12 protein-coding genes are annotated in these 13,569 nt (G+C 69.3%); 11 read left to right on the top strand and 1 reads right to left on the bottom strand.

The genetic code is table 11. From position 1 onward, the window contains the following. A partial coding sequence (locus VFE28_12695; protein HZM16851.1) for a hypothetical protein occupies positions 1 to 564 on the bottom strand: 564 nt, incomplete at its 3' end. A 289-nt stretch (positions 565 to 853) separates the two neighbouring features. Between VFE28_12695 and pabB the strand changes: the two genes are divergently transcribed. The 11 genes from pabB to larC all read left to right on the top strand — a co-directional run bounded on the left by pabB (position 854) and on the right by larC (position 13,554). Then, on the top strand, positions 854 to 2,629 hold the full coding sequence (pabB, locus tag VFE28_12690) for an aminodeoxychorismate synthase component I (GenBank protein ID HZM16850.1): 1,776 nt from the start codon (positions 854 to 856) through the stop codon (positions 2,627 to 2,629). Beyond that, positions 2,535 to 3,458 carry an aminotransferase class IV gene (locus VFE28_12685; protein HZM16849.1) on the top strand — a complete coding sequence of 308 codons (924 nt, stop codon included), beginning with the start codon at positions 2,535 to 2,537 and terminating at the stop codon, positions 3,456 to 3,458. The genes pabB and VFE28_12685 overlap by 95 nt, the downstream gene beginning before the upstream one ends. 148 nt (positions 3,459 to 3,606) lie before the next feature. Further along, positions 3,607 to 3,888, top strand: a complete 282-nt coding sequence (locus tag VFE28_12680) for an HU family DNA-binding protein (GenBank protein ID HZM16848.1) — start codon at positions 3,607 to 3,609, stop codon at positions 3,886 to 3,888. Between the two features lie 83 nt (positions 3,889 to 3,971). Next, positions 3,972 to 5,396 carry a M20/M25/M40 family metallo-hydrolase gene (locus VFE28_12675; GenBank protein ID HZM16847.1) on the top strand — a complete coding sequence of 475 codons (1,425 nt, stop codon included), beginning with the start codon at positions 3,972 to 3,974 and terminating at the stop codon, positions 5,394 to 5,396. Positions 5,397 to 5,512: 116 nt separating this feature from the next. Continuing rightward, the gene (locus tag VFE28_12670) at positions 5,513 to 6,454 is read left to right on the top strand and encodes a nitrilase-related carbon-nitrogen hydrolase (GenBank protein HZM16846.1); all 942 of its coding nucleotides are present in this window, start codon (positions 5,513 to 5,515) and stop codon (positions 6,452 to 6,454) included. Between the two features lie 65 nt (positions 6,455 to 6,519). Continuing rightward, the gene (locus VFE28_12665) at positions 6,520 to 7,365 is read left to right on the top strand and encodes an NAD+ synthase (GenBank protein ID HZM16845.1); all 846 of its coding nucleotides are present in this window, start codon (positions 6,520 to 6,522) and stop codon (positions 7,363 to 7,365) included. A gap of 290 nt (positions 7,366 to 7,655) precedes the next feature. Continuing rightward, entirely contained in the window at positions 7,656 to 8,300 is a 645-nt protein-coding gene (locus tag VFE28_12660; GenBank protein HZM16844.1) for a CDP-alcohol phosphatidyltransferase family protein, read from the top strand. Positions 8,301 to 8,667: 367 nt separating this feature from the next. Continuing rightward, positions 8,668 to 10,365, top strand: coding sequence for a S41 family peptidase (locus VFE28_12655; GenBank protein HZM16843.1), 1,698 nt, complete (start codon positions 8,668 to 8,670; stop codon positions 10,363 to 10,365). Positions 10,366 to 10,530: 165 nt separating this feature from the next. Continuing rightward, positions 10,531 to 11,556: a tRNA dihydrouridine synthase DusB gene (gene dusB / locus VFE28_12650; GenBank protein HZM16842.1), complete on the top strand. Its 1,026-nt coding sequence runs from the start codon at positions 10,531 to 10,533 to the stop codon at positions 11,554 to 11,556. Further along, on the top strand, positions 11,549 to 12,316 hold the full coding sequence (gene larB, locus VFE28_12645; protein HZM16841.1) for a nickel pincer cofactor biosynthesis protein LarB: 768 nt from the start codon (positions 11,549 to 11,551) through the stop codon (positions 12,314 to 12,316). The genes dusB and larB overlap by 8 nt, the downstream gene beginning before the upstream one ends. Next, the gene (gene larC / locus VFE28_12640; protein HZM16840.1) at positions 12,313 to 13,554 is read left to right on the top strand and encodes a nickel pincer cofactor biosynthesis protein LarC; all 1,242 of its coding nucleotides are present in this window, start codon (positions 12,313 to 12,315) and stop codon (positions 13,552 to 13,554) included. Before larB ends, larC begins: the two co-directional genes overlap by 4 nt. Positions 13,555 to 13,569 lie beyond the last annotated feature (15 nt).

Below are 13,569 nucleotides of genomic sequence, written 5' to 3'. Positions count from 1 at the left end.
GTGTCCCAGCGCTTCGGTCCATTTGGCATCGAGATCCAAAACGCGTTCGCAGGTGTCGGACATCTCGTTCCAGCGTCCGAGGGCCGCGAGCACCAGGATCTCCGCCACGAGGATGGCGGAGGTGCGCAGGTCGTGACGGTGCTCACCCTCGGGCACGTCCTCCCGTAGCGACCGGGCTCGAGCCCGCAGCTTGACCAGGAGTCTTTCTTGGTCTCCCGCCTCGAGGGCGCGGACGGTCTCGCGCGCTTTGTCGAGATCGTTGGCGCTCAGATAGATATCGAAGAGGAATTCGGCCAGCTCCAGAGAGCGACGGCGCTGGAACTCTTCTTCGGCGATCGCCAAGATTTCGCTGCGCTCGTGGGGTGTGCGGCGGAGAGCGGTGCGGAGCAGGCCCACGCCCTCGGCGGCGCGACGCAGCTGGAAGCAGAGGTTCGCCGCTTCGCGCGCCAGTAGGAACTCCTGCGGCTGCTCGGCGAGCGCTTCCTTGAGGCGCGTCAAAGCGCGCTCGTCGTGACCGCGGATACGGTCCTGTTCGACCTTGCGGAGGAGCTTTTCGAGAGACACCGGGGGTCCTCCATGCCGCAGCCTGGAACGCCAGGTCCTGACTTGCGAAAGCCGTACCCGATCCGGCGCCTCCGAGCCCCCTCCGGCGCCGGCGGGTTTCGCCGCCGCCGCTTCGGCGCGCCGGCCCGTGCGGGGCGCGTGGGTCCGGGCCGCCGGTGCGAAACAGGCGTGGAGCCAGGGAAGCGCGGGTCCTCCCGGGTTGTGACCGCCCCGGTGGCTCCGTTACAGTGCCCTGGCCAGTTTCTGCGCACGGGTAGTTTCTCCATACTCCACGCCGAGGGATGCGAACGTGACCTGGCCACCGGATCGGACCCGGGCGCTGGCGCCGACCTCGCTCGTGCGCTCCGCGCCGCTCTGCGTGCTCCCGGATTTCGAGGTCTTCGCGCGTCTGCATCGCCAGGGAATCTCGCTCCCGGTGCTTTGGGACTGCGCCGATCCGGGCTGGGAGCCGCTGGCGCTGGCCGCCGCGTTGCCGGAAAGCGCTACAGTCTTCTTGCTCGAGTCCCCGGGCGGACCGCCGGATCTGGAGCGGCGCACCTTTCTTTCCTGGGATCCGGAACGCGAGTTCGTGCTGTGCCGCGGCAGGCTGGAAACGAGCGGCCCTGGCCTCGAGACGAGCCGCAGCCGCTGTCGCGCTCCGCTCGCGGCGCTGCGGCAGGTCCTCCGCACCGAAGGCGCCGCTCCCGTTCCGTACGCCGACGGTTGGAACGGCGGGCTCGTCGGCTATCTCGGTTATGACTGCAAGAACTACCTCGAACGCCTTCCGGATCGCGCGCGTGACGATCTGGGCACGCCGGAATTGCGCTTCGGACTGGTGCGGCGGCTGGTCTCGTGGGAGCACGACAGCGGCAGGATGCAGCTGCGCGTGAATCTGCGCTGTCGTTCCGTGCGCGCCCGGGACGACTGGAAGCACGCCCACGCTGCTCTCGAGGAACTGGCGGACGAGGTCTCCAGGCTGCAGGCACGGGCCCGCAGTGGAGCCCGCCGGCGCGGCCTCCGCGGGCGCGAGCCAGGAGTCTCGCGGGCGGCGATGATCTCCAGCCTGCGGAGCAACCTCGATCGTGAGGCCTACGACGCCATGCTGGCCCGCGCCCACGAGCACATCCTGGAGGGCGACATCTACCAGGCCAATCTCTCGCACCGTTTCGAGAGCCGCTATGCCGGCGACGGTCTCGATCTGTACCGGCACCTGCGCAGCATCAATCCGTCCCCCTTCGCCACCTACATGCGTTTCCCCGACCACATCCTGGTGAGCTGTTCGCCCGAGCGACTGGTGCAGCTCGAGAACGGGCGGGTGAGCACGCGACCCATCGCCGGCACCCGCCCGCGCGGCGACGATCGTCGCGCCGACCAAGCGCTGGAGCGCGAGCTGCTGGCGAGCGAAAAGGAACGGGCCGAGCATTTGATGATCGTGGACATGGCGCGCAACGACATCGGGCGTGTCTGCGAGATCGGCAGCGTGGAGGTGCAGCGCTTCATGAATGTCGAGCGCTATTCCCACGTGCGCCATCTGGTCAGTAACGTCGTGGGGCGCCTGCGGCGCGATCGCGACGCCTTCGATCTCCTCGCCGCGGTGTTCCCCGGCGCCAGCGTCACCGGCGTCCCCAAGATCCGCTGCATGCAGATCATCGATAGCCTGGAAACGCAGCGACGCGGTGTCTACACCGGCTCGGCAGGGTACTTCGGTCTCGACGGCAACGCCGACTTCAACATCCTGATCCGCACCTTCCTGCTGCAGAACGGCCGCGCTTACTTCCATGTCGGCGGCGGCATCGTGGCCGATTCGGAAGCCGAGAGCGAGTATCAAGAGACGCTTGCCAAGGCGCGGGCACTGCTGGAGGCGCTGTGGGCCACGGCGGGGGCGCGCCACACCCGACCCGGTGCCGCCACGGTCCGTCCGGCCCGCCGTGCGGCCGCCACGCTCCTGGGCCGCAAGAAGAGCGCCTTCCGGAGGGCGGCGGAGGTGAGACGTGCTGCACGGCTCGCATCTCATCTTGAACGGCGAGCTCCTACCCCGCGCGGCGGTGCATCTCGATCCGGACGACCGCGGCTTCCTGCTCGGTGACGGTGTCTTCGAGACGCTGCGCTTGTACGAAGGCGTGCCATTCCTCCTGGAGGCGCACCTGCGGCGGCTCTTCGCCTCCTTGCGCGCCGTGCACATCGAGGTGCCGTGGAGCCCGGAACAACTCGCCGCCTGGATCGATCTCCTTGCCGCCCGCAACGATCTCGAGCATGGCGCCGGCCGCGCGCGCCTGACCGTGAGTCGTGGCCCCGCCACCCTGCCGCCCCCCGGGCGGCCGACGCTCCTCATCAGCGCCGATCCGTACACCGAACCGGCGCCGGAAACCTACTCCCATGGTGTCGCGGTGGTGAGCGCCTCGACCGCGCGGCAGGCGCAGCCGTGGCACCAGGTCAAGTCCACCAGCCGGCAGCAGCAGACGTTGTTGCGGCTCGAAGCGCAACGCGCTGGCGTCTTCGAGGTCCTGCAGTGGAATGAGGCGGGGCGGCTCGCCGAGGGCAGCTTCACCAACGTCTTCGTGGTAGACCGCGGCACCGTGCTGCACACGCCGCACCCGGACGAGGGCTGCTTGCGCGGCGTGACTCGCGATGCCGTCCTCGAGCTCGCCGCCGGCCTGGGTTTGGAAGTGCGCCAGGGAGGCGTGAGCCGCTCTCTCGTCGTGGAGGCGCAGGAGATCTTCCTCACCGCCAGCCTGGCGGAGATCGTCCCCGTGCGCCGCTTGGATGGATGCGATGTCGGTGCCGGCTGTCCCGGCGCGGTCACCCAGAAGTTGCAGGAGGCTTATCGCGACGCCGTGCGCCAGGCGCTGGAACGACGCCGCTCCAGGATCCCACGCTCCTTCGGGAACGGCCTTCCAGACACCGGTCCCCAGTGAGATTCCCCCGGGGTCCCCCCGCGGGCCCCGGCTGCCCCTGGTAACTCCCTGTGGCGCATGATCTTGACAGTGGCGAAAAGGGCCCGGTAGAGTTTCCGTGTAGCCAGAAGAAACGTGTCGTTTTCCGACCGGTTCGGGGAGAGATCTCATGACCAAGGCAGAGATCGTCGAGGACATCGCCGCGAAGACCGGACTGACCAAGAAGGAAATCGCCGAGGCCGTCGATCAATTCCTGAAGACGGTTTCGGATGCCCTCGCCGAGGGCAAGCATCTGGAGATCCGCGGCTTCGGCACCTTCAAGGTGAAGCACCGCAAGGCGCGCATCGCGCGCAACCCGCGGACGGGCGAGCCGGCTCCGGTGCCGGAGCGGCGGGTCCCGGTCTTCAAGGTCTCCAAGGAGCTCAAGGACCTGGTCGCGTCGCGGCGCTGACTCGAGGAGCCAGCGTCAGGGCGAGGCAAGCGCGCCGCCGACCCCCCCCGGAGCGGAGCACCCAGTTGCCGCGGAGGATCGGCTTGCGCCGCCGCACCCACCTGTGCCAGCTCGTCGGTCTCTTCACCCTCCTCGGGGCGATCGCGGGCTCCGCCGTTGCCGACCCCGCTTCTCTCGCCGACGCGTACCGTGACGAAGCGGAGCGGCTGATCGGCGCCGCTTTGACCAGTGAATCGGCCTACACGCGTCTGTCCCAACTCTGTGATGGCATCGGACACCGCCTGAGCGGCTCGCCAGAGCTGCAGCGCGCCGAAGAATGGGCGGCGGCGGCGATGCGGAGCGACGGGCTCGAGGTGCGCTTGCAGCCCGTGATGGTGCCGCGCTGGGTGCGCGGGCGCGAGAGCGCCGAGATGCTGCAGCCACGCTACGCGCCCCTCGCCATGCTCGGCCTGGGAGGCAGCGTCGGCACGCCGCGCCGCGGCGTCACCGCTCCCGTGGTGGTCGTGGACGACTGGGCGGAGCTCGAGGCGCTCCCGGACGGCGCCGTGGAAGGCAAGATTGTCCTCTACGACGTACCCTTCACCACCTACACCGAGACGGTGAAGTACCGCGGCAGCGGCGCCACGCGCGCCGCCGCCCGTGGCGCGGTGGCGGTGCTGGTACGCTCGGTCGGCCCGGTGAGCCTGCGCACGCCGCACACCGGCGCCCTGCGCTACGAAGGCACCCAGCGCATCCCGGCGGCAGCGATCAGCATCGAGGACGCGACGATGCTGCATCGCCTCTATGACCGCGGGGAGGCCGTTCAGGTGCAACTGCGGATGGAGGCCAAGATGCTCCCCGATGTCCGCGCCCACAATGTCATCGGCGAGCTGCGCGGCAGCGAACGCCCGGAAGAGATCGTGGTGCTCGGCGGGCACCTGGATTCGTGGGACGTCGGGCAAGGAGCGAACGACGACGGCGGCGGTTGTGTCATCTCCATGGAGGCGCTGCGGCTCATCCACCAGCTCGGCTTGCGGCCGCGGCGGACTCTGCGGGTGGTGCTGTGGACGAACGAGGAGAACGGCACGCGCGGCGCCAGCGCCTACCGCGACAGCCTGGGAGCGGCGGTGGGCGCTCACGTCGCCGCCTTGGAAGCGGACATGGGAGTGGAGCGCATCGTCGGTTTCGGCGTCCGGGTGCAGCACGAGGACAACGACGCCGGCGGCCGCGCCCGGCACCAGCAGGCCTTGGCGCGCGTCCGCGACATGAGCCAGCTCCTCGCCGGCCTCGGCGCGGCGCGGATCACCGAGGACGGCGGTGGCGCCGATATCGGTCCGCTCATGAAGGCCGGCGTTCCGGGGCTCGCACACCGCACCGTGGGCGAGCATTACTTCGAGTGGCACCACACGCAGGCGGACATGTTGGACAAGGTGGATCCGATCGAGCTGCGCAAGCACGTGGCTGCCATGGCGGTCATGGCCTACGTGCTCGCCGACATGCCGACGCGCCTCGATGCTCCCTGGTTCTGACCCACCCACGGACGAGCGGCTCGTACAGTATGATGTGGGGATGCAGCGCCGGCTTCCCGGGCGGGCCGCAAGGACGCGGCGGTCGCCAGGCGCGCTGCACTGCGAGTGAGGCCACGATGACGACCAAGACTGCCACGGCGATGGAGAGCGCTGCCGGGCAAGGGCTGCGCTCGCTGCGCCTGGGCCTGGGCCAGATCGCACCGAAGCTCGGCGACGTGCAGGCCAACCTCGAGCTGCACCTCGAAACCCTGGAACGAGCGCGCACCCAGAAAACCGAGATGCTGCTCTTCCCGGAGCTGTCGCTCGCCGGCTACCAGCTCCGCGACCTGGTGCCCGACGTGGCCCAGGATCGGCGTTCGCCCGAGCTCCTGCGGCTGGTGCGCGAGAGCCGCGGCCTCTGCCTGGGCTTCGGTTTCGTCGAGGAAGCCGCGGATCACCGCTTCTTCAACAGCTACGCTTTTTGTCAGGACGGCCGTCTGGTGCACGTGCACCGCAAAGCCTACCTGCCGACCTACGGTCTCTTCGAGGAAGGGCGCCTGTACGCTGCGGGCGAGCACATCCGTGCCTTCGACACGCGCCTCGGGCGCTTGGGCGTCGTTCTCTGCGAGGACCTCTGGCACCCATCGGTGCTCTACGTGCTCTCGCAGGATGGGGCGGACCTGGTGGTGGCGGCGGCGGCGAGCCCGCTGCGCGGTGCCGACGTCGGCGAAGAGCACTCGAACGTCGACGTCTGGGCCACGGCGCTCAAGATGTACAGCCAGCTTTTCGGTTGCTTCATGGTGCTCGTGAATCGAGTGGGCTTCGAGGACGGCCTCTCCTTTTGGGGCGGCTCACGGGTGCTCGCTCCCGGCGGGCGTTCCTGCTTCGAGGCGCCACTTCTCGAAGCCGGCTTGTTCACTTGCGAGCTCGACTGGAACGAGGTGCGGCGCACGCGGGTGAGCGACCCGACGCTGCGCAGCGAGCGGCTAGAGCTCACCCTGGCCGAGCTGCACCGCATCCGTCGCGAGCGCCGGCAAGCCGGCCCGAGCGAGCTCGTGGACCCCGAGGCGGAGCGATGAAAAGCGCGCAGGCGGCGGCAAAGGGTGGACAGGAGCCACTGGTTCCGGCGGACGCCCACGGCGCGATGGTGCACCGCCTGCGCCGGGGCTACCGGCAGCGCCGGCTCGACGTCGCTCTCCTGCGCAAGGTGCTCGTCGCTTTCATCCACGAGGAAGTGCACAAAGTCGGCATGCGGCGCGCCGTGCTCGGCGTTTCCGGCGGCGTCGACTCGGCTCTGGTGGCCACCCTGGCGGCGGAGGCCCTGGGCCCGGAGGAAGTCTGTGGCATCCTCATGCCCTACCGCACTTCCAATCCGCGGAGCAGCGCCGATGCCGAGACGGTGGTGCGCCACACCGGCATCCGCTCTTTGCGCCTCGACATCTCGGCGCAGATCGACGCCTACTTCGCCGGCCACCCCGACGCCACCGCGCTCCAGCGCGGCAACAAGATGGCGCGGGAGCGCATGAGCATCCTCTACGATCGTTCGGCGGCGCTGGGAGCGCTCGTGCTCGGCACCAGCAACAAGACCGAACTCTTCCTGGGCTACGGCACCATCCATGGCGACCTGGCCTCGGCGATCAACCCGATCGGCGACCTCTACAAGACCCAGGTCTGGGCGCTGGCGGCGGCGATGGGGGTTCCCGCCGCGATCGTCGACAAGCACCCCACCGCGGATCTCTGGGAAGGGCAGACCGACGAGAGCGAGCTCGGATTCACCTACGACGAGGTGGACGAGCTGCTGCACTTCATGGTGGAACGGCGCTATCGGCACACCGAGCTGGTGGAGCTCGGTTTCGCTCCGGCCTTCGTCACCCGCGTCGAGGAGCTGGTGACACGCTCACAGTACAAACGCCGGATGCCGCTCATCGCCAAGGTATCCGGGCGCAGCATCACTCACGATTTCCGCTATCCGAGGGATTGGAAGCGCTGACCCGACACGTCGCGTCGATGGCGCCGCCGAACCGTGAAGTATTGCGAGGGGTGTCCTTCGATACGGCCCGGCCGGCGCCAACGAGGCGACGCATGGGTGCTCTCGGCGCCGTCAGGAACGGCGCGCCACAGAGCCGCATCAAGCAAGGTTCCGTCCACACCACCGCGCACCGTAGCGCGCCGTTGCGCGCCCCCAGCGGGAGCGACGCTCGCTGACAGGATGCGGCGTTCCGCCTTGCTGCACGCCGGAGAGAGGTGCTAGCGTCTGCCGCTCGCGAAACGGAGTCCGTCGTGCACAAGGCGCTGTGGCAGGAACGGGCGCGCGCTCTCGCGGCACCGCTGGTCGAAGTGCTGGCCCGCGCCGGCATCACACCCACCGCGGTCACCCTGGTCGGGCTCGTGCTCAACGTCGCCGCCGGCGTGTGGATCGGGCTCGGCCACACCCTCCTCGGCGGCGTGGTCCTCCTGGTGGCGTCCATCTGCGATGGTCTGGACGGCGGGCTCGCCCGGCGCACTGGTCGAGTGACCCGCTTCGGCGCTTTCCTCGACTCCACCATCGACCGCATCGACGAAACCGTGGTACTCGCCGGCATCGCGGCGTACTTCTTTCAGCGCGACGGCATAGCGGGTGGTCTGTGGGGCGTGGCCGTCCTCCTGGCCCTGGGCGGCTCGCTCATCACCAGCTACACCCGCGCCCGCGCCGAGGGTCTAGGGCTGGAGTGCAAGGTGGGGTGGTTCGAGCGGCCCGAGCGTCTCGCCGTCACCATCCTCGGGCTCCTCCTCGGCTACCGCGCCCTCATAGGGGCGACGGCGATCCTGGTGTTGTTCTCCTGGGCCACCGTCGTGCAGCGCATCCGCCACGTGCAGCGCCTGACCGCCTCGAGAGGCGCGGAGGTAGGGGCCGGGGCGCGGTCCGAGCTCCCCAGCTCTCCTTAAGAAACGGCCTTCCGGTAGAAACGAACCACCTGAGCCCGGCCGGGCGATATTTCCGTCCGCCCGTGGCGTCTCACCCACAAGGCGCCACACGGCCCAGCCGCGGCGCCCCCGCCCGGCCCCCCGGCGAGGCGGCGCTTTCAGCCCCCAAGCGGTTATAATTCCCCGGAACCGGGCTCACCTCGCCCCCCGGAGTGCCGGCGCGGAGCCGCTCCCACGACCTCGCGCACCTCGTCTGTTGCGTTTGGAACGTTCCTTGCCAGTTTTCGTAAGCCACATGAAATGAGGCGCCGCCCCATCTCGTTGCTCCGTCGCCTCGCCCGCAAGCCCGAGTCGGAGGGAATCGGTAAGCCCCAGGAGGTTGATCTCTTTGAGCGCACGGAAACGTTGGATCGCCGGCCTCCTCGCCGGCGTCACAATCGTCTGGCTTGCCAACGGGCTCAGCGCTGACAACCGCCGCTCCACCTCGGACCAGGCGAAGGTGATGGAGAGCTTGGATCTCTTCACCCGGGTGTTCGAAAAGATCACCACCTATTACGTCGACGAGGGCGTCGATCCGAACGATCTCGTGCACCGCGCCATCGAGGGGATGCTGCAGGGCCTCGACCCGCACAGCCAGTTCCTCGACACCACGATGTACGACGACCTCATGACCTCGACGCAGGGGTCGTTCGGCGGGCTCGGCATCGAGATTTCCGTGCGCGACAAGTACCCCACTGTGGTGTCGCCGATCGAAGGCACCCCCGCCTACAGTCAGGGAGTGCAGGGCGGCGACCAGATCATCGAGATCGAAGGCGAAGACACCTACAGCTGGACGATGGCGAAGGCCATCTCCAAGCTGCGCGGCCCCAAGGGCACGGAGGTCCATTTCAAGGTGCGCCGGGAGGGCGCGGAGCAACCCATCGACTTCTCCGTGGTCCGCGACATCATCGAGATCGAGAGCGTGCGTTACGCCTTCAAGATCGGCGACATCGGCTACGTGCGGGCGGTGAACTTCGCCCAGGACACGGCGGAGGAGCTGCAAGCGCGCCTGACGGAGCTGGAGGCCCAAGGGATCAAGGGTCTCATCCTCGACCTGCGCTACAACCCCGGCGGTCTCCTGCGGGCGGCGCGCGACGTGTCGCAGCTCTTTCTGGAGTCGGGAAAGAAGATTGTCATGACCCGCGGGCGGACGCCGCGGCAGAACTCGGATTACTACTCCACCCAACCGGCGAACAAGACCTTCGGTAGGGATTATCCCGTGGTGGTCCTGATCAACGAAGGCAGCGCCAGCGCCTCGGAGATCGTGGCGGGCGCCCTGCAGGACTGGGACGCGGCACTCATCGTGGGCGAGACCTCCTTCGGCAAGGGCTCGGTACAGACGGTCTACCCCCTGTCCGATACGGAGGCGTTGAAGCTGACCACGGCGAAGTACTACACGCCCAGCGGTCGCTGCATCCACCGGGACGAGCGCGACCACGAGCGCGAGGAAGTCGAGGTGTCCGAGGCTGGGGCGGAGGGCGAAGGCGAGGAGCACGCCACCGCGACCCGCCCGCCGATCCTGCAGCAGGACGACCGCTCGACGAAGAGCGAGGCGCCGGACACCACCACCACCTTCCGTACCGTGGGCGGGCGTCCGGTGAAGGGCGGCGGCGGCATCGTTCCCGATCTGGTGCTGACGCAGCCCAATCTCTCGGATTTCGCCGTCGACCTGGAGCGCAAGAACCTCTTCTTCAAGTACGCCATCAAGCACGTGTCGCGGCATCCGAAGTCCACCAGCACCGCGGTGACTCCTGCCATGATCGAGGAGTTCAAGAAGATGCTGACGGAGGACAAGGTCGACTACGCCCCGGCGGTCTTCCAGGAGAACTCCGAGTACATCGAGCGCGGCTTGCGGCGCGAGTTGACCCGCCGGCTGCACGGCACCAAGGCGGCCTATCTGGTGTCCATCGAGGGTGACGAGCAGCTGAAGAAGGCTCTCGACCTCTTCGCCCACGGTCACACGATGAAGGAGTTCTACGTCCTCAGCCCCGAGGAAGTCCGGGCGGTGCCGACGGATCGCATCAAGCAACTGCTGGCGACGCCGTGAGCGCCTGAACGCAAACAGTCGCACTGTAGTGGCGGGGGAGGCAGCGAGCCTCCCCCGCCGCGCTTTCAGCCGCGGACAAACCGGTCGCGGCGGTGGACGCCCTACGGACCATGGCGGCGTCCGGTGCCGGCGGCCTGTGCTATCGTCGGTGCCCGAGGAGGGGCGATGGAACTGTTGCAACGGCGGCTGCGGCAGCGGCTGGTGGCACTGGCCCCGGTGGCGAGCATCACCAACAGCATCTACCGGCGGATCTGCAAGCGTTACGGCGCCGACTACGCCGTCACCGAGCTGGTGTCGAGCGACGCCTTGAGCCGCGACAGCCTGCGGAGCTACGAGCTGGCGCGCTTCACCGAGGCCGAGCGCCCGGTGGCGGTGCAGATCTTCGGCGGCGACGCGGAGCTCATGGGGCGCGCCGCCGGGCTCGTGGCCGAGCTGCGCCCCGACGCCATCGACATCAACATGGGCTGTCCGGCGCGCAAGGTCGTGCGCAACGCCGGCGGCTCCGACTTGCTGCGCGACCTGCCACGCCTGGCGCAGGTGGTGCGCGCGGTGGTCCGCCAGGCGCCGGTGCCGGTGTCGGTGAAGATCCGCGCCGGCTGGGACGAGAGCTCGATCAACGCCGTCGAAGCGGCGCGCATCATCGAGGCCGAGGGGGCGCAGTGGATCACGGTGCACCCGCGGACCCGCAAGCAAGGCTTCGGCGGCGCGGCGCGCTGGGAGATCATCGCCGCCGTCAAGCAGGCGGTACGCATTCCGGTCATCGGCAACGGCGACATCATGGGCCCGCAGGATGCGCTGCGCATGTTCGCCAGCACCGGCTGCGATTCCGTGATGATCGGCCGCGGCAGCTTCGGGTACCCCTGGATCTTCGCGCAGGTGAAGGAGCTGCTGGCGGGAGGCGAGCCCCGCCTGCCGGCGGTCCAGGAGCGTGTGGCGATGGCGCTGGAGAACCTGCGGCTGGAACTGGAAGAAGCCCGCATGGATCCGGTGCACGTCGTGCGCCGCATGCGCAAGCACCTGGCCTGGTACGTCGCCGATCTCCCAGGCTCCAAGGAGCTGCGACCGCTCGTCTTCACCGCTGACACCTACGAGCAGGTGGAAGCCGTGCTGCGGCGCTTCGAGGCGCTGGCAGGGGTCGAGGCGGGCCGGGAGCGCAGCGTCTTCTTCGAGGGGATCAGCTGCGATGCATGAGGCGGAGCTGCAGGAACTGCTGGAAGGCGTGCGCACCGGCAAGGTCTCGAGCGCCGACGCTCTCGCCCGCTTGCGCGACCTGCCTTTCGCCGACCTCGGCATCGCCCGCGTCGACCATCACCGGCAGCTGCGCCTCGGCTTCCCCGAGGTCATCCTCTGCGAGGGCAAGACGGCGGAAGAGGTGGCGACCATCGCGGCCCACATGGCAGAGCGTGGCAGCGGCGTGCTGGGCACGCGCTGCACGCCCGAGGTCTTTGCCGCGGTGGAGCGGCGGCTGCCGCAAGCGCTCTACAACAGCCGCGGCCGCACCTTCCGCCTGCCGCCGGCGCGGCCGCGCCGGTTGCAGGGCCGGGTCGCCGTGGTGACGGCGGGGACGTCGGACCTGCTGGTGGCCGAGGAGGCCCTGGAAACGCTGCGTGCCACCGGGGTGGAAGCGCACACCCTGTACGACGTCGGCGTCGCTGGCCTGCACCGCTTGCTCGCCAGCCGCGAGCTCCTGGAAGCGAGCGACATCCTCATCGTCATCGCCGGGATGGAAGGGGCGCTGGCCAGCGTCGTCGCCGGCATCACCGGCAAGCCCACCATCGCCGTGCCCACCAGCGTCGGGTACGGGGCCAGCTTCGGCGGCCTGGCGGCTCTCCTCGGCATGCTCAACAGCTGCGCCGTGGGCGTGACCGTGGTGAACATCGACAACGGCTTCGGCGCCGCGGCGGCGGCGGCGGTGTTCCTCGGCAAGCTGCGCGGCGAGGCGACGTCATGAAGTGGTTGGTCTTCGACTGCCCCTCCGGCATCGCCGGGGACATGACGCTGGGTGCCTTGGTCGACCTCGGCGTGCCTCTCGAGGTGTTGCGCGGGGCGCTCGCGACACTGCCACTCTCGGGATACCAGCTGCGGCAGACGGCGGAGCTGCGTCACGGCATCGCGGCGACGCAAGTACACGTCGACATCGAGGCGGAGCACGGCCACGCGCACCGGCACCTCCACGACGTGCTGGGCATCCTGCGCGCCGGCCGCCTGTCGCCCCGCGCTCTGGACTGGGCTTGCAAGGTCTTCGAGCACCTGGCCCGCGCCGAGGCCTCGGTGCATCGCACCACCATGGAAGAAGTGCACTTCCACGAGGTGGGGGCGATCGACGCCATCGTCGACATCGCCGGTTCCTGCGCCGGCATCGACTGGTTGTGCACGCAGCACGGCATCGAGGGCTTCCGCGTCTCGCAGATCCGCGTCGGCCGCGGAGTCACCCGCACCGAGCACGGCCCGATGCCGGTGCCGCCGCCGGCGGTGCTGCAGCTGCTGCGCGGCTTTCCCCTGCAGTTCACCAGCACCGAGGGCGAGCGGGTGACGCCGACGGGCGCGGCCCTGCTCGCCGCGTTCGCCACGCCGCTCGGCGATACGGCCATCCGGGTCGAGGCGACGGGCTACGGTGCCGGAACCTTCCGCTTCGACGACGCCCCCAACGTCCTGCGCCTCCTCCTCTGCGCGCCGGCCCCGGTGCCGCAGCGGCCGGCGGCGCCGGAGCGGGAGCGCGGCGCGGTCGCTGGCCACGATGCCGGCAGCGTGAGCGTGGTCACGACCACTATCGACGACATGGTGCCGGAGTTCTTCGGCCACGTGATGGAAAAGCTCTTCGCCGCCGGCGCGCTCGATGTGTACTACACCCCGGTCTTCATGAAGAAGGGGCGCCCGGCGACGCAGGTCACGGTGATCGCCGAGCCGGCGGAGAGCCGGCGTCTGGCCGAAGTGCTGCTGCACGAGAGCAGCACCCTCGGCGTGCGCATCGCGCAGGAGGAGCGCCTCGAGCTGCCGCGGCGGCTGGCGACGGTGCACACCGCCTATGGGCCGATCCAGGTGAAGGTGGCAGTCCGCCCCGATGGCACGCTCCGCGCGGTGCCGGAGTACGAGAGCGTGCGCAGCGCCGCAGCCGCCGCCGGCGTGCCGCTCGGCGATGTCTACCGCGCGGCCCTGCAGGCAGAGTGGGACGGCGAGAGCGGGTCGTAGCAGTCAGGCGCTCGG

It is taken from the genome of Candidatus Krumholzibacteriia bacterium, from assembly GCA_035649275.1.
Lineage (GTDB): Bacteria > Krumholzibacteriota > Krumholzibacteriia.
Note: the sequence above shows the minus strand (reverse complement) of the source record. Positions and strands in the feature narration are given on the sequence as shown.